Here is a 20520-nt window from a genome sequence, read left to right as displayed (position 1 = left end):
ACCTACACCGTCACCACCATGTTGTCGCGGTGGATCAGCTCCGGCTCATCGACGTAGCCGAGCGCCGCCTCGATATCACGACTGGCACGTCCGCAGATCAGTCGCGCCTCGTCGGCGGCATAGTTGACCAGACCGCGCGCCACCTCGATCCCCGACGGATCCCGGCAGACGACCATCTCCCCGCGGGAGAAGTCACCCGCCACGGCCACCACGCCGACCGGCAGCAGGCTCTTGCCGGACGCGCGCAGGGCTCGCGCAGCGCCTTCGTCGAGGGTCAGCGCGCCACGGGTCTGCAGGTGGCTGGCCAGCCACTGCTTGCGCGCCGCCAGGGGCTCCTGATCGGGTACGAAGAGCGTCCCCAGCCCTCGCTCGGCTTCGACCAGACGCTGGATCACCCGTGGCTCATGCCCGCTGGCGACCACCGTGTAGGTACCGGAGCGGGCGGCCCGCTCAGCACCGCGGACCTTGGTCAGCATGCCGCCACGGCCCAGGACCCCGGCAGTGCTGCCGCACAACCGCTCGAGTTCCGGGTCGCCGGCACGGACTTCATCCAGCAGCGCGGCGTCGGGATGCGCACGCGGATCGCGGTCCATCAGGCCGGGCTGATCGGTCAGGACCACCAGCGCCTCGGCCTCCACCAGGTTGGCGACCAGCGCAGCCAGGGTGTCGTTATCACCGAAACGGATCTCATCGGTGACGACCGTATCGTTCTCGTTCACGACCGGCACCACGCCGAGGCGGAGCATCTCGCGCAGCGCGCTGCGGGCATTGAGGTAGCGGCGTCGATCAGAGAGGTCGTCGTGGGTCAGCAGGACCTGGGCGGTTTGCAGTCCGTGCCGCGCCAGGCCCTCGGCCCAGGCGTGGACCAGGCCACTCTGCCCGATGCCGGCCGCAGCCTGGAGCTGATAGACGGCTCGCGGCCGGTTGCGCCAGCCCAGCCGCTGCATCCCCTCGGCCACTGCCCCCGAGGAAACCAGGGTCACCTGGCGTCCGGCCTTGCGCAGTGCCGCCACCTGATCCGCCCAGGCGCTGATCTGCTTATGCGCCAACCCCCGCCCGTTGTCGGTGATCAAGGCACTGCCGACCTTGATCACCCAGCGCTGGGCCTGGCGCAGCGCCTCACGTCGCCCCACCTTCATCCTCCCTGCGTCGCGCCTCCAGGTCCCTCATGATATCCCCACAGAGCCGATCTACCCCTTCGCCGGTCAGCCCCGAGATGCCGTAAGCCGGGCCGTCCCACGCCAGGCCCCGGGCGATCTCCGCTACCCGCTCCTCGCGCACCTCCTCGGGCAGGGCGTCGAGGCGATTGACCACCAACCAGCGCGGCTTTTCAGCCAGCTCGGGGCTGAACGCCTGGAGCTCGGCGAGCAGGGTTTGCGCCTCGGCCACCGGGTCACCGCCACGCTCCTCCTCGGCCACCCCGTCGACCAGGTGCAAAAGCAAACCGGTCCGGCTCAGGTGCTTGAGAAACCGCACCCCGAGTCCGGCCCCCTCGGCCGCCCCCTCGATGATGCCGGGGATGTCGGCCACCACGAACGAGCGCTGCGCCTCGTAACGGACCACGCCCAACTGTGGATAGAGGGTGGTGAAGGGGTAATCGGCGACCTTCGGGCGAGCGGCGGAGATGGTGCGGATCAGGGTCGACTTGCCCACGTTGGGCATGCCGAGCAGCCCGACATCGGCCAGCAGCTGAAGCTCCAGACGCAGCTCCCGAGACTCCCCGGGGGTGCCGTCGGTGGATTGACGCGGGGCGCGGTTGGTCGAGCTCTTGAAATGGAGGTTGCCCAGCCCGCCACGTCCGCCGGCGGCCACCATCAGCCTCTCGCCGTGGCGGGTAATGTCGCCGATGACCTCGTCGGTGCCTTCGTCCATGACCAGGGTGCCGACCGGCACCGACAGGACGCGGTCGACACCCGAGCGCCCGGTGCACTGCCGGCCTGCGCCAGCCTCACCGCTCTCGGCACTGAAGAAGCGATCGTGACGGTAATCGACCAGGGTGTTCAGGCCTTCGTCGCCCTCGAGGTAGACACTGCCGCCGCGGCCGCCATCGCCGCCGTCAGGCCCCCCCCGGGGCACATATTTCTCGCGCCGGAAGTGGACACAGCCGTCGCCGCCGTCCCCGGCGCGGACGACAAAGGTGACTTCATCGACGAATCGCATGCTCGGCCTCTGCGCTGTAGCGCGTCCGTATACAAAAAAGCCCCGCTCCATGGCGGGGCTTTACGGGTCCGGAATGGGTCGCCGCCCTTAGACCGCTTCGATTCGCACCCGGCGGCGCTGGGCCGGCCCCTTGCGCTCGAAGACAACCCGACCGTCGCTCTTGGCGAACAGGGTGTAGTCCTTGCCCACCCCGACGTTCTCGCCGGCGTGGAAGTGGGTGCCGCGCTGGCGGACGATGATGCTGCCCGCAGAGACCGCCTCACCGCCGTAGCGCTTGACGCCCAGACGCTTTGACTGAGAGTCGCGACCGTTCTTGGTGCTGCCGCCCGCCTTCTTGTGTGCCATGCCTGATGCCCTCCGTCAGCCGGCGTTGATGCCGGTGATCTTGACCTGGGTGTACGGCTGCCGATGACCGTGGTGGCGACGATAGCCCTGCCGCCGCTTGAACTTGGTCACCTCGACCTTGCGATGCCGGTCCTGCTCAAGGACCTCGGCCTTCACGCTGCCGCCCTCGACCTGCGGCGTACCGATCTTGACCTCGCTCCCTTCGCCGACCATGAGGACATCGTCGAACTGCACGGTCTCGCCGACCTCGGCCGGGAGCTTCTCGACTCGCAGCACGTCTCCTTCCGAGACCCGGTACTGCTTTCCGCCGCTTCGGATCACCGCGTACATCGGCGTCTTGCTCCTGTCTACTCTGATGGCTACGGGCCGCCGCTCGATTCGACACGATCACCGCGCCTGACCCCGGGGCCGCTTCCGGGCCGTCGAACGATTGGGGAGAGGCGGGCGTGGTGGCTGCGGTCGATCCGCGGCGCCTTGGATTGTCTGGTCGGGGTGGCAGGATTTGAACCTGCGGCCCCTGCCTCCCGAAGGCAGTGCTCTACCAAACTGAGCTACACCCCGTGTGCAACCTGTTACGCTGTCCGGGATACCGAGTTGCGGGCCAAGTGTACCAGCGCATCCCGCCAGGGACTACCCGGAACCGCTGAGGTGAGCTGCTCGATGGCCTGCTCAACCTCAACCTCAGCGAGGCGCCTAGTATATTCAGCCGATCCGGTCTTTTCAATCGCCCGGCCGACGGCTTCCATCTGATCCAGCCCACCGGCCTCGATGGCCTCCCGGATCAGGTCACGGTCCGCGGGCTCACCCTCGCGCATGGCGTGGATCAGGGGCATGGTGGTCTTGCCCTCGGCCAGGTCGTCACCGATGTTCTTGCCGATCTCGGTGGCATCGCCGCTGTAATCCAGAGCATCGTCCACCAGCTGGTAGGCCGTCCCCAAGTGCCGCCCGTAGGCCGCCAGGGCCTCGCATCCGGCCTCGTCCAGTCCCGCGAGCACCGCTCCGTTCTGACAGCCGGCCTCGAACAGGGTCGCCGTCTTGCGGTAGATCACCTGCCGGTAATCGGCCTCAGTGAGATCCGGCTCGTGGACGTTCATCAGCTGCATCACCTCGCCCCGGGCGATGGTGTTGGTCGCCCGCGCCAGGATCCGCAGTACGGCCATGGAGTCGAGTTCGACCATCATCTCGAAGGCCCGGGTATAGAGGAAGTCGCCGACCAGCACGCTGGCCTCGTTCCCCCAGATGGTGTGCGCCGTCTGTTGGCCACGACGCATGTCCGAGCCGTCCACCACGTCGTCGTGGAGCAGCGTGGCGGTGTGGATGAACTCGATGATCGCCGCCAGCTGGACGTGATCCGTGCCCTGGTAGCCGCAGGCCCGCGCCGCCAGAAGCACGACCGTGGGGCGCAGACGCTTACCGCCACTGTTGACGATATGGTGGGCGAGCTGGTTGATCAGAACCACGTCCGACGACAGCCGCGCCTGGATCAAGCGGTTGACCTCCGCCATGTCGTCGGCGGCGAGCTCACGGATTGCATCAAGGTTCATGGGCAGGATCTGCGCTCCGGGTCAGCCCCGCGGATGCTAGGCAGGGGGGCCAGGGGTGTCAAGCACGGCCGCGGCGACCGCGCCGGCCGCTGCGCCAGATCGAGACCAGCACCAGCAAGGCCAGCACCGGGGCCGCATAGACCGCCACCAGGGCTACGGTCGCCCCCAACTGGGGCAGCGGCTCGGGAATCGGCGGGGCCCCCAACAGGCTGTAAGCGGTGACCCGATCAAGCCAGTGGCTGATCTCGTCTGCACCGAGCGCCTGCTCGCCCCATCCGGCCGTCGGCAGCCCGTAGCGACCACCGACGACGGCGTAGACCAGCGCCGGCATCGCCCAGAGTATCCAGGCCAGGAATGCCCGAACCGCCGTTACCCGGGCCAGCCAAGGCCGCTGCCGGGCGACGTGAACAGCCAGTACACCGATCAGGGCAAACCCGGACCATACCGGCCACCAGGCGGGCCAGGCGGCGGCGATCGGCGCCGAGACCATGGGCCCGAGTGCGACGGTCACCACGGCCAGGATGCCGACGACGGACAAAACGGGGAGCATCCCGCGATGCATGCACGCCTCCTTGGGCCCCGCGGCGCGGCCAACGCCGCAGGACGCGTCGGTGGTTGTTAGGCTAGGGCGCCCGTGCGCCAGCCCGTTAGCCTACCGCAAAGCAGGAGCCAGCAGCGATGTTCAACGTAGCGACCCGCGGTTTCTTCAAGGGCATGAGCCCCCGGGTGACCGCCGTGTCCACCTTCCTTGTGGCCGCCTTTGCCCTGGCCGGAGCCGTCTGGCCGAAGCAGCTGGAGACGGTGGTCACCGGCTGGCGCGAGGCCTTGACCCCCTTCCTGCAGTGGTACTACGTGCTGGTCGTGGCCGCCTTTCTGCTGCTGGTGATCTGGCTGGGCACCGGGCGCTTTAAGAACGTGCGCCTGGGCCAGGACCACGAGGTGCCCGAGTTCCGAACCTTCTCCTGGCTCACCATGCTCTTCGCCGCCGGAATGGGCGTCGGCCTGATCTTCTGGGCGGTCGCCGAGCCCATCTCCCACTTCGACCGAAACCCGTTCACGGTCAGCGACGACCCGAGCGAAGCCGCCGACACCGCGCTACGCCTGGCCTACTTTCACTGGGGCCTCAACGGCTGGGCGGTCTTCTCGCTGGTCGCCCTCATCCTCGCCTACTTCAGCTTCCGCCGCGGGCTGCCGCTGACCATGCGCTCGGCCTTCTACCCGCTCATCGGCAAGCACATCCACGGCCCCTGGGGGGATGCCATCGACGTCCTAGCCGTGTTCGCCACGGTCTTCGGCATCGCCACTACGCTGGGGCTGGGCATCCAGCAGCTGAACACCGGCATCGGCGAACTCACCGGGATCACGGCGGGCACCACCGGTCAGATCGCCATCGCTGTCACGGTGATGGGCGTCGCCACCGTATCGGTGCTTTACGGCGTGCAGTCCGGGGTGCGCATGATCAGCGAGGCCAACTTCTGGATGAGCGCCGCGGTGCTGCTCTTCTTCCTGCTCTGGGGGCCGACCCAGTACCTGCTGGCGCTGATCGTGCAGTCCACCGGCGACTACCTGCAGAACCTCTTCACCCTCTCCTTCCATACCCACGCCAACGCCGAGGGCGACTGGCAGGCCGAGTGGACCCTCTTCTACTGGGGGTGGTGGCTGGCCTGGGCGCCCTTCGTCGGGATCTTCATCGCGCGCATCTCGCGCGGCCGCAAGCTGCGCGAGTTCGTCATGGGCGTGCTGCTGGTGCCGACCGGTATCACCATCGTCTGGATCGGACTGTTTGGCGGCAACGCCATCCACCTTGAGCTCTTTGGCCCCGGCGGGGTCACCGAAGCCACCCGCGAGGAGGTCAGCACCGCCGTCTTCCGCACCATCGAGCTGATGGACGTGGGCCTCTGGGGAGCGGCAGCGTCGGTGCTGGTGACCGTGCTCATCGGCACCTACCTGATCACCTCCGCCAACGCCGGCATCCTGGTCACCCAGACCCTGCTCTCCAACGGCTCGACGGAGATCTCCCGGCTGCACACGGTGATCTGGGGCACGGTCATCACCCTGGTGACCATCGTGCTGCTCACCGCCGGCGGCCTGACCACCCTGCAGGGCGCGGTCATCGCCGCTGCAGTGCCGTTCTCGTTCATCATCCTCGGGATGGTCGTGGGCCTGCTCAAAGCGCTGGAGGAGGAGCGCTTCGCACCGCGGCCCGGCGAACGCAGCGAACCGCCCATGGAACCGTGGGCGCAGGTGGAGTCGGACTGGCACACCAGCGACACCAGCACCGGCACGGCCACCGACCGGGTGGAGGGCTGATCCGCGGCCGGCGCCGCGCCGGCCGGCGCGGCGCTAGGCCTCCTGGCGTTTGGCGATGCGGTAGCGGACCAGGCGCACCACCAGCCAGATGGTGAACACCACCACCGGCACCGCCAGCCCCTGGGTGACCTCCACCCGGATCGGGGCACCGGCGTCGCGCGCCGCCTCCAGGACGTAGCTGATCAGCCCCATCAGGTAGTAGCTGATGGCCGCCACCGACAGCCCCTCGACCGTCTCCTGCAGCCGGAACTGCAGCTTGGCGCGGCGATCCATGGAGTCGAGCAGATCGCGGTTCTGCGCCTCCAGGGCCACGTCGATGCGGGTGCGCAGCAGATCGCCGGTGCGCGATATACGCTCGGAGAGCGACTCGCGCCGTTCGGTGACCGTGGCACAGGTGCGCATGGCCGGCACCAGGCGCCGCTCCATGAACTCCTGGATGGTCTGTACGCCCTGGATGCGCTGCTCGCGCAGCTCCTGGATGCGCCGTTCGACCAGCTCGTGATAGGCACGCGCCGCATGGAAGCGGTAGTTGGTGTTGTTGCCGATACGCTCCACCTGGGCGGCCAACTCCATCAGCTGACCGAGCAGGTGCTGCTCGTCACGCTCCCGGCTCGAGCCGGTCATGCGCTCAGTGATCCCGGCCAGCTGCTCCTCGAGCTCGTTGAGCTGAGGGTTGAGGCGCCGCGCCACTGGGAAGGCGAGCAGCGCCATCATGCGGTAGGTCTCGATCTCGAGCAGACGCTGGATGGCACGCCCGGCCTGGCGCTCGCGCATGTTCACATCGCGCAGGAGGATGCGCGAAAAGCCGTCATCGTGGATACGGAAGTCCGTCCACACCCGCGCCGCTCCGCCGGCGATCTGGCTGCCAACGATCGTGTTGTCGTTGAACAGCGCCACGATTCCGCTGCTGGTCCGCGGCTGCGACCAGGACGGCTCCAGCGCGAGATGGATACCGACCAGGCGCGGTCCGGGCAAACTGGCCAGCCAGTCCTCGGGCAAGCGTTCGATGGGTGGCCCCTCGAACGGGTGCTCGAACTCGTCCTCGACGATGAAGGTGTAGGTCGAAACCTCGGTGCGCCGCTCCCACTTGAGCCGAAAGGCGCCGAAGTCACGGGACATGTGCTGGGCATCCGGCTCCGGCGGCTCCACGCCGAAGCGCTCGCACAGATCCGCTACGGCCGCCCGATCGGCATCCGCGGAGTGGCGCCCGGAGAACATCCCCAGGTGACTGACCCGGGCCGGGGCCCGCAGGCGCTCATAGGGTCGGGCGTGAATCTCGTCGTTGACTTCCTGGCGCAGGGGGTGGTCGACGTAGGCCCCGGGGACGGGGTCACTGGCCTGGTGCCTTTCCGTTACGTTAAGGGTCATGCTGGCTGGCTTTCTCTGCATCGGGCATGCGGTCCCGACCGGGACCGGCTAGTGCAAGGGTATGGTATCCTCCCTCACCCGTGCCAGGGGGAATACCATGCGGGAACTCATCCTCGGCGGCGTCCGTTCGGGCAAGAGCCGTCATGCCGAACAGCGCGCGCGCGAACTCAGCGACGATGTCGTCTACATCGCCACGGCCCGACCCCGCGGCGATGCCGGCATGGCCGAGCGCATCGCCGCGCACCGGGCGCGACGCCCCGCGCACTGGCAGACGATCGAGGCCCCGCTGGAGCTGGCCCGGGCCATCGAGGCGCACAGCGCCCCGGGCCGCGTACTCCTGGTCGACTGCCTGAGTCTATGGCTGACCAATCAGCTCGTCGCCGGGGACGGGGCCACCGAGGCAAACGTCACCAGCGAGAGCCTTGAGCAGGCACGAACCGGGCTGGTCGACGCGGTTGCCGCCGCAGGCGGCGACCTGCTGCTGGTCAGCAATGAAACCGGTCTGGGCGTAATGCCGATGAACGCCCTGGCGCGGCGCTTCTGCGACGAGGCCGGAGCGCTGCACCAACAGATGGCCGAACGCTGCGAGCGAGTGACCTGGACCGTCGCCGGCCTCGCACAGCCCCTGAAATAGAGTCGTCCCCCCGCGACGGGCTGACGCCGCCAAGAAGGGAATGAGGAGCGCAATCGTGAACCAACCGGAGTGGCTCGATGAACCGATCCAACAGACCCATCCGCATTACGCCCAGCAGGCGCGGGCTCGACAGGATCAGCTGACCAAGCCGCCGGGATCGCTCGGCCGGCTCGAAGAGATCGCCATCCAGCTCGCCGGGCTTCAGCAGACCCCGCACCCCGCCGTGGATCCGGTCCAGATCACGCTGTTCGCCGGCGACCACGGCATCGCCGAGGACGGCGTCTCCGCCTTCGACCCGGTGGTCACGCTGCAGATGATGGAGAACTTCTCCAACGGCGGCGCAGCCATCTGCGTGATGAGCGAGGAGATCGGCGCCCAGCTGGAGGTGGTGGATGTCGGCACCCGATGGCAGGGCGCGGTGCCGCAGGCGGTGCGCGACGAACGCATCGCCGCCGGCACGGCCAACATGCGCCGGCAGCCGGCGATGACCGACGAGCAGTTCAGCGCTGCGCTCACCGCCGGCGCGCGGGCCGTCGACCGGTCCATCGATCAGCACGGCACCCGGGTCTTTATCGCCGGCGAGATGGGCATCGCCAACACCACTGCGGCCGCCGCCGTGGTCGGCGCCCTGCTCAACAAACCGGCGCCGGGGCTAGTCGGCCCAGGCACCGGACACGATGCCGCCGGGCTGCGACACAAGGCGGAGGCCGTCGACGAGACCCTGGCCCTGCACCGAGAACAGCTCGGCGGACCGGCAAACCTCAGCGAGCCGTGGCAAGCCGGTCGTCGCGTGGGCGGCCTGGAGCTGGCCGCCATGACCGGTGCCTACATCCGCTGCGCCCAGCGCGGTGTGGTCATCCTCCTCGACGGCTTCATCAGCGGCGCAGCCGCCCTGCTGGCCGAGCGACTGCGCCCCGGCACCCGCGCCTGGATGATCCTCGGCCACGGCTCCGCCGAGCCGGGTCACCACCGCATCGTCGCGGCCCTCGGCGGGCGCCCGCTGCTCGACTTCAACATGCGCCTGGGCGAGGGCAGCGGCGCTGCGACCGCGATACCGCTGATGCGCATGGCCTGCGCCATCCACAACCGCATGGCCACCTTCGCGGAGGCCGGCGTAACCCCGGAGGGCAAAGGGTGAGACCCCCCATCGAAGGCCAGGAGACCTGGATCGATCTGATCCGCCACGGCGAGCCGGTGGGCGGCCGCCGCTACCGCGGCACCCAGGACGACCCGCTCAGCGAACGCGGCTGGGCGCAGATGCGCGCCGCCCCGCTCGAGCCCGCGGCGTTGACCCGGATCGTCTGCTCCCCGCTGCGCCGCTGCCGCGAGTTCTCCGAACGCTACGCCGCCGAGCAGGGGCTGCCATTACAGGTGGAAAACGGTTTCCAAGAGATCGGCTTCGGTGACTGGGAGGGCCTGACCCCGGCGGAGCTCTACGAGCAGGACCCCCAGGGGCAGGCCCGCTTCTGGGCCGATCCGCTCCACTATACGCCGCCCAACGCCGAGCCCATGGCCGACTTCCAGCGCCGCGTCATCGATGCCTGGGTGCGGCTGCTCGCAGAGCACCCCGGCGAGCACCTGCTGCTCGTCGGCCACGGCGGGCTGATCCGCGTGGTGCTGTCGCACCTGCTGGAGCTCCCGCTGCGCGGGTTCAACCGACTCTACGTGCCCTACGCCTCGGTCAGCCGGGTCCGTGTCGAGCCCGGCACCGATCCGACCCTCTACTTCCATAACCGCGCAACATCGGCGGAGGGGGAGCGATGACCGCCTTGCGACCGCTGCTGATCGCCATCGCCTTTCTCACGCGCCTTCCGGTGCCTTCGCTCGGCCGCATCGACGACGAGGAGAGTGGCGCCTCGCTGGTCGCCTACCCCCTGGTCGGGGCGATCATCGGCACCCTGCTGATTCTGATGGCCTTCCTGACCCAAGCTTTGCCTGCACTGCTCACTGCAGCCCTGGTAGTGGTGATCTGGGCGCTGCTGACCGGCGCATTGCACCTCGACGGCCTGGCCGACTCCGCCGACGCCTGGGTCGGCGGCATGGCGCAGCGGGAACGCACCCTGGAAATCATGAAGGATCCTTCCTGCGGGCCCATCGGGGTCACGGCGATCGTCGCCGTCCTCCTGCTCAAGGTGGCAGCGGTGGCCGCCCTGCTCGACGCCGGCGCCGTACTGGCCATCGCCACAGCGGCGGTTGTCGGACGCGCCGGGCTGACCCTGCTGTTCCTGACCACACCCTATGTGCGCCCCGGCGGGATCGGCGAGGCCCTGTCCCACTTCGGGCCACCCGGCGCCTCGCTGGGCAGTGCGGCCGTGGTCACCGCCCTGGCCGCCCTGCTCACCGGATGGGCCGGGCTGGCGGCGGTGGCCGCCGGGGCAGTCGCCCTGGTCTTGGCGCAGCACGCGATGTCACGGCGCCTCGGCGGGACCACCGGCGACACCGCCGGCGCCACCGTGGAGCTCACCGAGACCGCCGCACTGCTTGGCGCCGCCGCCGTGGCGGCGAGCGTCTAGGCCGCTCCCGTGCCGTTCCCCGCCCTGATCATCGGCGCGTGGCTACTCGACCGGGTTTTCGGCGAGCCCCGCGCCGGGCACCCACTGAACGGCTTTGCCCGGGTTGCCGGCTGGCTGGAGCGGCTGCTCAACCAAGGGCGCCTGCCCGACCCGGACCGGCGCAAGGCCGGCATGGTGGCGGTCGCCATCCTGGTCGCACCGGCCGTGCTGCTCGCCACCCTGCTCACGCTGGGGCCGCTCGGCTGGGTGGTGGAGCTGGGGCTGCTCTACCTCTGCCTGGGCAGCCGCAGCCTGCGCGAGCACGCCTTGGGTGTGGCGCAACCGCTGGCCCGTGGCGACCTGGCCGAGGCCCGCGCGGCGGTGGGCAGGATCGTCAGTCGGGATGCACAGTCCATGGACGCCGAAGACACCGCCCGCGCCACCACCGAATCGACCCTGGAGAACGGCAACGACGCGGTCTTCGCCACCCTCTTCTGGTTCCTGGTCGCCGGCGCTCCGGGGGCAGTCGCCCACCGACTGATCAACACCCTGGACGCCCTCTGGGGTTACCGGACCGTGCGCTTCAACGACTTCGGCTACGCCGCCGCCCGCCTGGACGACCTGCTCGGCTGGATCCCGGCGCGCCTGACGGCGCTCACCTATGCCCTGGCGAGCCTGCGCCCGCAGGCGGTGTGGGCTGCAGTGCGCAACCAGGCCCCGCAATGGCCCGGCAGCAACCCGGGCGTGGTCCTGGCCGCCGGCGCCGCGGCCCTCGATACCACCCTCGGCGGCGCGGCCGTCTACAGCGACGGCGTCCGCCAACGCCCCACGCTGGGTAGCGGGCATCCGGCGGACGCCAACACCATCGAGGCATCAGTGGCGCTGGTGGAACGCGGGGTGCTGATCTGGATCGCGGCGGCGATCGCCCTGTGGGCGCCCTCCCCGCTGATCCCCTGAGGGGTCGTTGATGAGCGAAGCACAGCACCTGCCCGACACGCTGGAGCACGGCGGCAACCTCGCCGAGGCGACGGCGCGCTTCGGCGAGCCGCCGGGGGGCTGGGTGGACCTCTCCACCGGCATCAACCCGACCCCCTTCCCGCTGAGCGCCGCCCCGGCGGCCACCTGGCACCGGCTGCCCGAGGCCGACGGACTCGAGGCGCAGGCCGCGGCGCACTACGCCGCCGGCAACGGCGCGGCCCTGGCCCTGCCCGGCTCCCAGGCCGCCATCAGCCTGCTCCCGGCTCTCCACTCCCCAGGAAACGTGGCCATCCCGGCGCCGGAGTATGCCGAGCATGCGCGGGCGTGGCAGCACTGGGGCCACCGCGTCGAGCGCATCACCGCCGAGCGGATCGCCGCCGGGCCACCCACGCCCCCGCCCTGGCACACGCTCGTGCTGAGCCATCCCAACAACCCCTCCGGCACCCGCTACCCCGCCGCCACCCTGCTCGCCTGGTGCGATGCGCTGGCCGCCGGGGGCGGGCATCTGATCGTCGACGAGGCGTTCTGCGACGCCGAGCCGGAGACCTCCCTGGCCCCGGCCGTCGGCCGCCCGGGCCTGATCCTGCTGCGCTCGCTGGGCAAGTTCTACGGCCTCGCCGGCGCCCGGGTCGGCTTCCTGCTCGGCCCGGAGGGGCTGCGCCAGCAACTGGCCGGGGTGCTCGGTCCCTGGCCTCTGGCCGGCCCGGCCCGCCATGCCGCCGGGCAGGCCCTGGCCGACGAGGCCTGGCAGGCGGCCCAGCGACGCGCCCTGACGGCGGCGACGCAGCGGCTGGATGGGCTGCTGACCGCCGCCGGGCTGGCACCGGCGGGGGGCACGGCGCTGTTTCGCTGGGTCCCCTGCACCGCGGCGCGGCGCTACCAGGCGCTGCTGGCCCGGGCCGGGGTCTGGGTCCGCGCCTTCGATGAGCCGGCGGGACTGCGCTTCGGCCTGCCCGGCACCGAGGCGGCCTGGCAGCGCCTGGCGGCAGCGCTGCAAACCCTCGCCGCCGACTGATGCGACGCGGCCCTACAGCCCGCAGCGATCCGGTCGATAACCTGCCCAGCACGATTTTTGATAAATTAGCGCGGTTTCGCCGCAGGCCGCGTCCGGCCCAGCGCGGGCGAAGCGCGCCGCCGGCACCAAGAGAGGATCGATACGCCCATGGCCACGACCGAAGCCGCCCAGGCCGCCACACCCCGGGTTGCCGTCATCGGCGCCGGCGGCTGGGGCCGCAACCTGGTCCGCAACCTCCATGAGCTCGGCGCCCTCCACGCGGTCGTCGAGGTCAACGCCGAAAACCTGCGCCAGGTCCAGACGATCTGCCCCGACGTCCCCACCTACACGGACACCGCGGCGGCGCTGGCCGACCCGCAGCTCGACGCCGTCGCCGTCGCCACCCCGGTGGCGACCCACTACGAGGTGGTCCGCCAGGCCCTGGAGGCCGATAAGGACGTCTTCGTCGAGAAGCCCCTCACCCCGGACCCGAGCCAGGCCTGGCACCTGGTGGAACTGGCCGAGCAGCGTGGGCGGCTGCTCATGGTCGGCCACCTGCTGCTCTTCCAGCCGGCCATCCAGTGGCTGCGCGACGACCTGGCCGCCGGGCGCATCGGGCAGGTGCACAGCGTCCATCAGGAGCGTCTGGGCCTGGGGCGGGCGCGCGACTACGAGAACGCCCTGTGGTGCCTGGGCACCCACGACGTGGCCGTGCAGCGCTTCCTGCTGCCCGGGCGAACGCCCCGCGGCATGCAGGTCCACGGCCAGTGCATCCTGCAGCCGGGCATCGAGGACGACGTCTACCTCCACCTGAGCTACGACGACGGCCTGCAAAGCCACCTGCACTGCTCCTGGCTGTGGCCGGAGAAACGGCGCAACCTGGTCATCGTCGGCAGCGAGGGGATGGTGGTCTACGACGAGATCAACCAGGTGGTCACCCACCACCGCAAGGGCATCGACGGCCACCTGGACAACATCGACGAGGGCGCCGAGACCATCCACCAAGGCCACGGCCAACCCCTGCGCCTGGAGCTGGAGCACTTCCTCGACTGCCTGCGCCACGGGCAGACGTGTCAGTCGGACGGTCGCTTTGCCGCCGGCATCGTCGACCTGCTGGCCGAGGCCACGGGGCGCCTGAGAAACGCAGAGAACGCATAGGAGCTGGAAAGCGTGCAGATCCCCATCTACAACCCGAAGCCGCAATACGACGCCCTGCGCGGCGAACTCGAACAGGCCGCCACGGATCTGCTGGCCTCCGGGGCCTACGTCCTCGGTCCCACGGTGGAGCGTTTCGAGCAGGCGGTGGCCGAGCACCTGGGCTGCCGGCACGCCATCGGCGTCAACAGCGGCACGGACGCCCTGCTGATCGCCCTGGTCGCCGCCGGGGTCGAGCCGGGCGACGAGGTGGTGACCTCGCCCTTCACCTTCTACGCCTCCGCCGAGGTCATCAGCCTGGCCGGCGCCACGCCGCGGTTTGCCGACATCGACCCGGACACCTTCAACGTCACCGCCGAGACCCTGGAGGCGGCCTGCACCGAGCGCACCAAGGCGCTGCTTCCGGTGCACATCTTCGGCCAGGGGCCGGATATGGCCGCCGTCAACGAGCTGGCGCGCCGGCGCGGCCTGCGGGTGATCGAGGACGTGGCCCAGGCCTTCGGGGCCCGCCAGGGCGAGGCCCGGCTGGGCACGCTGGGCGATCTCGGGGCCCACTCGTTCTATCCGACCAAGAACCTGGGCGGTTTCGGCGACGGCGGCATGATCACCACCGATGACGACGAGCTCGCCGCTCAGTGCCGGCTGCTGCGTCTGCACGGCCAAGAGCGCCGCGACCACCACACCCTGATCGGCTACAACTCGCGGCTCGACGCCATGCAGGCGGCCCTGCTACAGGTCAAGCTGCCCCACGTGGACGGCTGGAACGCCCAGCGCAAGGAGATCGCCGCGCTCTACGACCGCGAACTGGCCGGCCTGCCGGGTCTGACCACGCCGCATACGGCGCCCCACGGCGATCACATCTTCCACCAGTACACCGTGCGCATCGCCGACGGCCGCCGCGACGCCGTGCGCGACGCCCTCCAGGCGGCCGGCATCGGCTGCATGGTCTACTACTCGGTCCCGGTCCACCAGCAGCCGGTCTACCAGCACCTGGAGGCCCACTGTCCGGTGGCCGAGCAGGCCTGCCACGAGGTGCTGAGCCTGCCCATGTGGCCGTACATGGGCGAGGAGCGCGCCCTCCAGGTGGCCGAGGCGGTGCGTCAGGCCCTCCAGCAGGCCTGAGCCGGGCACCGCCCCGACCCGGATCACCGGCTACCCCGTCGTCGCCACCGAAGCCGGCTGCCGCGCCGGCAGCCGGCGGACGACGGCCTTCTCCAACTCCACGATCACGAACACCGCCAGCCCGAAGAGCAAGATGCGCGCCCAGTCCTGGGGCCCAATCGGCGTGGTGCCGAAGAGCGCGTGCATGACCGGGGCGTAGGTGAAGGCAATCTGGAGCAGGATGAGCACGCCGATGGCGATCCACATCGCCTGCGAGCGGAACAACGCCCAGCCCCGCCAGATCGGGTCGTAGATCAGGCGCAGGTTGAGCAGATAGAACGCCTGGCCGGCGACCAGGGTGTTGATGGCCACGGTCCGGGCCAGCTCATCGCTGGCGCCGACCACCTCCTCCATCCACACGAAGTGGCCGAAGGTCCCCAGCCACAGCAGCAGCGCCACAAACGGGATACGCCAGAGCATGAAGCCGGAGAGCAGCGGCGCCTTCGGATCCCGCGGCGGGCGCCCCATCACCCCCGGCTCGGCCGGCTCGAAGGCAAGCGCCATGGCCAGCGTCACCGAGGTGACCATGTTCACCCAGAGCACCTGCACCGGGGTCAGCGGCAGGGCCAGCCCCATCAGGATCGCCATCATGATGGTCAGCGACTGCCCGGCGTTGGTGGGCAGCATGTGCAGGATGGCCTTGCGGATGTTGTCGTAGACGGCGCGCCCCTCCTCCACCGCGTGGGTGATGGAGGCGAAGTTGTCGTCGGCCAGGACCATCTCCGAGGCCTCCTTGGCCGCCTCGGTGCCCTTGTTGCCCATGGCCACGCCGACGTCGGCGCGCTTGAGCGCCGGCGCATCGTTGACCCCGTCGCCGGTCATGGCACAGATGCCACCTTCGGCCTGCAGGGCCTGAACCAAGCGCAGCTTGTGCTCCGGCGTGGTGCGGGCAAAGACATCGACGCGGCGTACCGTCTCCTGCAGCGTCGCGTCGTCCATGCCGTCGATCTCCTGGCCGGAGACCGCCGCCCCCTGCCCGATCCCCAGCTGCCGGCCGATGGCCCGCGCGGTGGCCAGGTGATCCCCGGTGATCATCTTCACCCGGATCCCCGCCCCCTGGGCACGGGCAACCGCCTCGATGGCCTCCTCGCGGGGCGGGTCGATGATGCCGACCAGCGCCAGCAGGGTGAATCCCCCCGCCTCCACCTGCTCGTAGGTCAGCTCCTGCTGATGGGGCTCGACCTCCCGCACGGCCAGGGCCAGCAGGCGCTCACCGCGAGCGGCCACCTCGTCCATGGCCGACTCCCACCGGGCCCGCTCCAGCGGCTGCGCCCCCGCGGTGGTCTGCTCGTGACTGCAGAGCTCGAGCAGCCGCTCCGGACTGCCCTTGAGATAGATCCCCTGCCATCCGTGATGGTCAGAGTGCAGGGTCGCCATGTATTTGTGATCCGACTCAAACGGGATGACGTCCACGCGCGGGCGCTGCTCCGCCTCGGCCACCGGATCGTAGCCGGCCTTGCGTGCGGCCACCACCAGCGACCCCTCGGTGGGGTCGCCGCGCAGACGCCACTCGCCGTCGCGCTCGAAGTGCTCCGCGTCGTTGCACAGCAGGGCGCAGAGCAGGGCCTGGTGGAAGACCGGGTCGCGGTCGGGGAACACCTCCTCGTGCCCCTCGCAGAACCCGCCGTGGGGGGCATAACCGACGCCATCGACCCGCAGCTGCCGCTCGCCACTGACCAGGGTGGCCACGGTCATCTCGTTGCGGGTGAGCGTGCCGGTCTTGTCCGAGCAGATGGTCGAGACCGAGCCGAGGGTCTCCACCGCGGGCAGGCGCCGGATAATGGCGTTGCGCCGGGCCATCTTCTGCACGCCGATGGCCAGGGCGATGGTCAGGATCGCCGGCAGACCCTCGGGGATGGTGGAGACCGCCAGGCTGGCCGCGGCCAGGAACATCTCGTCGAGCGGGTAGTCCCGCACCCAGTAGCCGAAGGCGAAGGTGAAGGCCGCCACCACCACGATGATCGCCGCCAGCCAGCGGCCGAACTGCTCGGTCTGTCGGATCAGCGGCGTCTGCAGGCTGTGCACCTCGCCGAGCATCTGCGAGATGCGCCCGACCTCGGTTTCCGCCCCGGTGGCCACCACCACGCCGAGCCCCCGGCCGAAGGTCACCAGGGTGCCGGAGTAGGCCATCCCCCGCCGGTCGCCGAGATCCGCACCGGCATCCACCGCCTCGGTGCCCTTCTCCACCGGCACCGACTCACCGGTGAGCACCGCCTCGTCGATGCGCAGGTTCTTGGCGTTGAGCAGACGCAGGTCGGCGGGCACCTTATCGCCGGCCTGGAGGAAGACGACGTCGCCGGGGACGATCTCGGCGGCATCCACCTCCTGGCGCTCGCCGCCACGGACCACCACCGCCTGGGGCGAGAGCATCTGGCGGATGGCATCCAGGGCGCGCTCCGCCTTGCCCTCCTGGAGGAAGCCGATGAGGGTGTTGATCAGCACCACCGCCAGGATCACCCCGGTATCGACCCAGTGGCCGAGCAGCGCGGTGCCCAGCGCAGCGGCGATCAGGATGTAGATCAGGATGTTGTGGAAGTGGCGCAGGAAGCGCACCACCGGGCCGGCCCGCTCGGGCGGCTGCAGCCGGTTGGGGCCGTGGCGCTGCAGACGCGCCTGGACCTCGTCGACCGCCAAGCCCTGCGGCCCCGAGCCGAAGTGCTCGGCAACCTGCTCGGCCTCTCTGGCATGCCAGCGTCCAGCCGGCTCCTGCGCGGCCCCGGGGGCCGCGTCCCCTTCGTCCTCCACCATGAAACCTCCGCGCAGTCGGGAAGGTTGCGGACCGCCACCGCAGCGGCATGCCCGGGGCGTCCTCAGCCCTCCCCGGCACGGACCAGTAGCAGGTCCGTGTCGATCTGGTGCAGCACGCGGCTGGCCACGCTGCCGAGCAGCAGATTGCCCCAGCGTCCGCGGCCGTGATTGCCCATGGCCACCAGCTGGGGCTGGCGGGTCCGCACGCGCTCGAGCAAGAACTCCGCCGGATGGCCCGCCAACAGCGTCATCGTCACCTCATCCGGATCGACCCTGCAGGCGAGCAGTTCCTCACGTAGACGGGACTCGGCTTCGGTGCGCAGCTGCTCGTAGCGCCGCTCCACCCAGCGCGGATCCACCCCGGCGGTACGCATCTGCTCCAGGGCCTGGGTGTCGAGGACATGGAGCAGCTCCAGGTCCGCGCCCGGGAACCAGTCCGCTACGCGCTGCAGGGCGGCGCGGGCACAGGCGGAAAAATCGGTGGCGACCAGGATGCGCCGGTAGGGATGCTCCGCCGACTGCCGGACCACCAGAGTGGGCACCGGCAGGTGGCGCACGACCTGCTCGGCGGTCGTCCCCAGCACCCAGTCGGCCGCGAAATGCTGACCATGGGCACCAAGGAGGAGCAGCTGAGCCTGCTCCTCCTCGGCCACCCGAGACAACTCACCAAGCGTGTCTCCGAAACGCACCCGCACGGATGCCCAGTGCCCCGGCGTGACCCGCTGCAGCTCGGCCTCGACCGCCTGTTGTACCGTGGCCCGCGGATCGCCACCGCCGCCCTCGGCCGGGATATCACCCTCGACGACACAGACGGCTACGACGCCGGCTCCCGCCTCTTCGGCCAACTGCGCCGACCGAGCGCCGGCCAGCGCCGCCCGTTCCGATAGGTCGCTGGCAATCAGGATCCGCTCAAGGCTCATCGTTCACCTCCTCCCTGCCCCCCGGTGATCCCGGCCACGGCCATCTCCGCGGCGTCGACGAAGGGCAGCAGGACCCGGTCGGGCCCGTGGCCACGCAGGTAGTCAGCATCCATCCGCGAGTGGGACGTAACCGCCACCTTACCGCGGTAGCCGGCCCCGCGCAGCGCAGTGATCAGCGTTGCCCCGATGTCCCGATCGGGCACCGTGCTGATCACCCAGCGGGCCCGGCCCAGCGGCAGGGTCTGCGGGAACTCCGGGTCCGAGGCATCGCCGTAGTGGGCCATGTGGCCTTCGTCCCGCCACTGTCCCACCAGGGTCGGATCGAAGTCCACGCCGAGCACCCGCCAGCCGCGGGCCTTGAAGTTCTTGGCCAGCTGGTGCCCGTAGCGGCCCAAACCGAAGATCACCACATCGGCCTCATAGTGCTGATCGGGCTGACTGTCCAGGGCGATCTCCGCGTGCGGGGTCCTGCGCTCGAAGACCGAGAGCAGCGGCGCTAGACGCTCATAGAGCGGCTTGGAGTAGAGGATCATGTAGGTGGAAGCGCCGATGGTGATCAGACCCACCAGGGTCACCAGCCCCATGGTGTCCTGGCCGATGTGCCCCACCGACATGCCCAGGGCTGCCAGGATCAGGGAAAATTCCGAGATCTGCGCCACCGTCAGCCCGGCCAGGAAGCCGGTGCGCTTGCGATAGCCCATAAAGCCCATGATGATCAGCACGATGATCGGGTTGCCGATGAGCACGAAGGCCGAGAAGATCAGTGCCGGCACCACCTGATCGCCGATGGTGCCCATATCCAGCTGCGCGCCCAGGGAGATGAAGAAGAACAGCAGCAGGAAATCGCGCAGCGCCGTCAGCCGCGAGGCCACCGCCTCGCGATAGGGCGTGGAGGCGATGGCGATACCCGCCAGGAAAGCCCCCACCTCCTTGCTGAAGCCCATCAGATCGCCCCCGGTGGCCATCGCCACAGCCAGGGCGATGGAGAAGAGCACCAGCAGCTCCGGTGTGCGCGCCAGCATGTTAAGCAGCCGCGGCAGCACATAGCGCATCAACACGCCCACGAACAGCAGCAGGGCCACGCCCGTCAGCAGGACCTGCCCCACTTCGACGGCGACGTTGGCGTCCCCCTCACCAGCTGCCAGGGAGGTGATCAGGATCATGGCCAGGACCACGCAGATGTCCTGCACGATCAGAAAACCGATGGCGATGCGCCCGTGCAGGGCGTCGATCTCCTTCTTATCCGACAGCAGCTTGACGATAATGATGGTACTCGAGAAGGTCAGCGCCACCGCCACGTAGAGGGCGGTGATCGGCTCCATGCCCATCGCCAGTGCGATCAGGAAACCAACCGCCGAGGTGAAGATCACCTGCCCCAGGCCAGTAGCGAGAGCCACGGGCCCCATGGTGCGGATCAGGTGCAGATCGAGCTTGAGGCCGACGATGAACAGCAGCAGCGCGATACCGATCTCGGCCAGCAGTTCCATCATCGGCTCGTGCCCGTCCACCCAGCCAAGCGCAGACGGGCCCACCAGGATGCCCACCGCGATGAAAGATACGATCAGCGGCTGCTTGAGGCGGGTGCCGATAAAGCCAATGACGGCTGCAACGAGCAGCAGGATGGCGAATTGGTTGAACAGTCCTTCGACAGCAGGGATCTCAGCCATACAAGCTTCCTGGTATCAGGGGCAATGGGCGGGGACGCGAGCGT

At 69.7% G+C, this 20520-nt stretch carries 19 protein-coding genes and 1 tRNA gene; 9 read left to right on the top strand and 11 right to left on the bottom strand.

Going from position 1 to position 20520, the window contains the following annotated elements; translation table 11 throughout:
• Positions 1-2: 2 nt before the first annotated feature.
• The 7 genes from proB to LRG07_RS04600 all read right to left on the bottom strand — a co-directional run bounded on the left by proB (position 3) and on the right by LRG07_RS04600 (position 4611).
• Complete coding sequence (proB, locus tag LRG07_RS04630; RefSeq protein ID WP_201171677.1) at positions 3-1139, bottom strand: glutamate 5-kinase; 1137 nt, start codon at positions 1137-1139, stop codon at positions 3-5.
• Positions 1120-2160 (bottom strand): Obg family GTPase CgtA, encoded by a 1041-nt coding sequence (gene cgtA, locus LRG07_RS04625; protein ID WP_201171679.1) that lies wholly within the window; start codon positions 2158-2160, stop codon positions 1120-1122. The genes proB and cgtA overlap by 20 nt, the downstream gene beginning before the upstream one ends.
• Before the next feature lie 87 nt (positions 2161-2247).
• Positions 2248-2505: a 50S ribosomal protein L27 gene (gene rpmA, locus LRG07_RS04620; RefSeq protein ID WP_201171682.1), complete on the bottom strand. Its 258-nt coding sequence runs from the start codon at positions 2503-2505 to the stop codon at positions 2248-2250.
• Positions 2506-2520: 15 nt separating this feature from the next.
• The gene (gene rplU / locus LRG07_RS04615; protein WP_201171683.1) at positions 2521-2835 is read right to left on the bottom strand and encodes a 50S ribosomal protein L21; all 315 of its coding nucleotides are present in this window, start codon (positions 2833-2835) and stop codon (positions 2521-2523) included.
• Between the two features lie 154 nt (positions 2836-2989).
• A tRNA-Pro gene (locus LRG07_RS04610) sits at positions 2990-3066 on the bottom strand.
• 11 nt (positions 3067-3077) lie between these two features.
• Positions 3078-4049, bottom strand: a complete 972-nt coding sequence (ispB, locus tag LRG07_RS04605) for an octaprenyl diphosphate synthase (protein WP_201171684.1) — start codon at positions 4047-4049, stop codon at positions 3078-3080.
• Between the two features lie 58 nt (positions 4050-4107).
• On the bottom strand, positions 4108-4611 hold the full coding sequence (locus LRG07_RS04600; protein ID WP_201171685.1) for a hypothetical protein: 504 nt from the start codon (positions 4609-4611) through the stop codon (positions 4108-4110).
• Between the two features lie 116 nt (positions 4612-4727).
• Here LRG07_RS04600 and LRG07_RS04595 point away from each other — a divergent pair, with 116 nt between their 5' ends.
• Positions 4728-6359 carry a BCCT family transporter gene (locus LRG07_RS04595; RefSeq protein WP_238641881.1) on the top strand — a complete coding sequence of 544 codons (1632 nt, stop codon included), beginning with the start codon at positions 4728-4730 and terminating at the stop codon, positions 6357-6359.
• Positions 6360-6392: 33 nt separating this feature from the next.
• Here LRG07_RS04595 and LRG07_RS04590 read toward each other — a convergent pair whose 3' ends face one another.
• Complete coding sequence (locus LRG07_RS04590; protein ID WP_238634521.1) at positions 6393-7727, bottom strand: DUF3422 family protein; 1335 nt, start codon at positions 7725-7727, stop codon at positions 6393-6395.
• 97 nt (positions 7728-7824) lie between these two features.
• On the opposite strand from LRG07_RS04590, the gene cobU reads away from it, so the two are divergent.
• From cobU to LRG07_RS04550, 8 genes are all read left to right on the top strand, one after another.
• Complete coding sequence (cobU, locus tag LRG07_RS04585; RefSeq protein ID WP_201242598.1) at positions 7825-8361, top strand: bifunctional adenosylcobinamide kinase/adenosylcobinamide-phosphate guanylyltransferase; 537 nt, start codon at positions 7825-7827, stop codon at positions 8359-8361.
• 40 nt (positions 8362-8401) lie between these two features.
• On the top strand, positions 8402-9499 hold the full coding sequence (cobT, locus tag LRG07_RS04580; RefSeq protein ID WP_207189817.1) for a nicotinate-nucleotide--dimethylbenzimidazole phosphoribosyltransferase: 1098 nt from the start codon (positions 8402-8404) through the stop codon (positions 9497-9499).
• Entirely contained in the window at positions 9496-10125 is a 630-nt protein-coding gene (locus tag LRG07_RS04575) for an alpha-ribazole phosphatase family protein (protein ID WP_201171691.1), read from the top strand. The genes cobT and LRG07_RS04575 overlap by 4 nt, the downstream gene beginning before the upstream one ends.
• Entirely contained in the window at positions 10122-10874 is a 753-nt protein-coding gene (locus LRG07_RS04570) for an adenosylcobinamide-GDP ribazoletransferase (protein ID WP_201171694.1), read from the top strand. Before LRG07_RS04575 ends, LRG07_RS04570 begins: the two co-directional genes overlap by 4 nt.
• A gap of 9 nt (positions 10875-10883) precedes the next feature.
• Positions 10884-11810 carry an adenosylcobinamide-phosphate synthase CbiB gene (cbiB, locus tag LRG07_RS04565; RefSeq protein WP_201171696.1) on the top strand — a complete coding sequence of 309 codons (927 nt, stop codon included), beginning with the start codon at positions 10884-10886 and terminating at the stop codon, positions 11808-11810.
• Positions 11811-11820: 10 nt separating this feature from the next.
• Positions 11821-12846 (top strand): threonine-phosphate decarboxylase CobD, encoded by a 1026-nt coding sequence (cobD, locus tag LRG07_RS04560; RefSeq protein ID WP_201171698.1) that lies wholly within the window; start codon positions 11821-11823, stop codon positions 12844-12846.
• 147 nt (positions 12847-12993) lie between these two features.
• Positions 12994-13983, top strand: a complete 990-nt coding sequence (locus LRG07_RS04555) for a Gfo/Idh/MocA family protein (protein WP_201241359.1) — start codon at positions 12994-12996, stop codon at positions 13981-13983.
• 12 nt (positions 13984-13995) lie between these two features.
• Positions 13996-15102 carry a DegT/DnrJ/EryC1/StrS family aminotransferase gene (locus LRG07_RS04550; protein ID WP_201171701.1) on the top strand — a complete coding sequence of 369 codons (1107 nt, stop codon included), beginning with the start codon at positions 13996-13998 and terminating at the stop codon, positions 15100-15102.
• Between the two features lie 30 nt (positions 15103-15132).
• Here LRG07_RS04550 and LRG07_RS04545 read toward each other — a convergent pair whose 3' ends face one another.
• The 3 genes from LRG07_RS04545 to LRG07_RS04535 form a co-directional block, all read right to left on the bottom strand.
• Positions 15133-17889 carry a cation-transporting P-type ATPase gene (locus LRG07_RS04545; RefSeq protein ID WP_238641880.1) on the bottom strand — a complete coding sequence of 919 codons (2757 nt, stop codon included), beginning with the start codon at positions 17887-17889 and terminating at the stop codon, positions 15133-15135.
• Positions 17890-17951: 62 nt separating this feature from the next.
• Positions 17952-18809, bottom strand: a complete 858-nt coding sequence (locus LRG07_RS04540) for a universal stress protein (protein ID WP_201171703.1) — start codon at positions 18807-18809, stop codon at positions 17952-17954.
• Complete coding sequence (locus LRG07_RS04535) at positions 18806-20476, bottom strand: cation:proton antiporter (protein ID WP_201171704.1); 1671 nt, start codon at positions 20474-20476, stop codon at positions 18806-18808. Before LRG07_RS04535 ends, LRG07_RS04540 begins: the two co-directional genes overlap by 4 nt.
• Positions 20477-20520 lie beyond the last annotated feature (44 nt).

This window comes from Halorhodospira sp. 9622 (genome assembly GCF_022228025.1).
Classification (GTDB): Bacteria; Pseudomonadota; Gammaproteobacteria; order Nitrococcales; family Halorhodospiraceae; genus Halorhodospira; species Halorhodospira halophila_A.
This window is presented reverse-complemented; position numbering and strand designations above follow the sequence as displayed.

Coding starts and splice junctions, on each gene's coding strand:
- cgtA (WP_201171679.1), bottom strand. CDS start 2,160: ATGCGATTCGTCGATGAAGTCACCTTTGTCGTCCGCGCCGGGGACGGC.
- LRG07_RS04540 (WP_201171703.1), bottom strand. CDS start 18,809: ATGAGCCTTGAGCGGATCCTGATTGCCAGCGACCTATCGGAACGGGCG.
- LRG07_RS04545 (WP_238641880.1), bottom strand. CDS start 17,889: ATGGTGGAGGACGAAGGGGACGCGGCCCCCGGGGCCGCGCAGGAGCCG.
- cobU (WP_201242598.1), top strand. CDS start 7,825: ATGCGGGAACTCATCCTCGGCGGCGTCCGTTCGGGCAAGAGCCGTCAT.
- LRG07_RS04555 (WP_201241359.1), top strand. CDS start 12,994: ATGGCCACGACCGAAGCCGCCCAGGCCGCCACACCCCGGGTTGCCGTC.
- proB (WP_201171677.1), bottom strand. CDS start 1,139: ATGAAGGTGGGGCGACGTGAGGCGCTGCGCCAGGCCCAGCGCTGGGTG.
- LRG07_RS04595 (WP_238641881.1), top strand. CDS start 4,728: ATGTTCAACGTAGCGACCCGCGGTTTCTTCAAGGGCATGAGCCCCCGG.
- LRG07_RS04535 (WP_201171704.1), bottom strand. CDS start 20,476: ATGGCTGAGATCCCTGCTGTCGAAGGACTGTTCAACCAATTCGCCATC.
- LRG07_RS04590 (WP_238634521.1), bottom strand. CDS start 7,727: ATGACCCTTAACGTAACGGAAAGGCACCAGGCCAGTGACCCCGTCCCC.
- ispB (WP_201171684.1), bottom strand. CDS start 4,049: ATGAACCTTGATGCAATCCGTGAGCTCGCCGCCGACGACATGGCGGAG.
- cobT (WP_207189817.1), top strand. CDS start 8,402: ATGAGGAGCGCAATCGTGAACCAACCGGAGTGGCTCGATGAACCGATC.
- LRG07_RS04600 (WP_201171685.1), bottom strand. CDS start 4,611: ATGCATCGCGGGATGCTCCCCGTTTTGTCCGTCGTCGGCATCCTGGCC.
- LRG07_RS04570 (WP_201171694.1), top strand. CDS start 10,122: ATGACCGCCTTGCGACCGCTGCTGATCGCCATCGCCTTTCTCACGCGC.
- rpmA (WP_201171682.1), bottom strand. CDS start 2,505: ATGGCACACAAGAAGGCGGGCGGCAGCACCAAGAACGGTCGCGACTCT.
- rplU (WP_201171683.1), bottom strand. CDS start 2,835: ATGTACGCGGTGATCCGAAGCGGCGGAAAGCAGTACCGGGTCTCGGAA.
- cobD (WP_201171698.1), top strand. CDS start 11,821: ATGAGCGAAGCACAGCACCTGCCCGACACGCTGGAGCACGGCGGCAAC.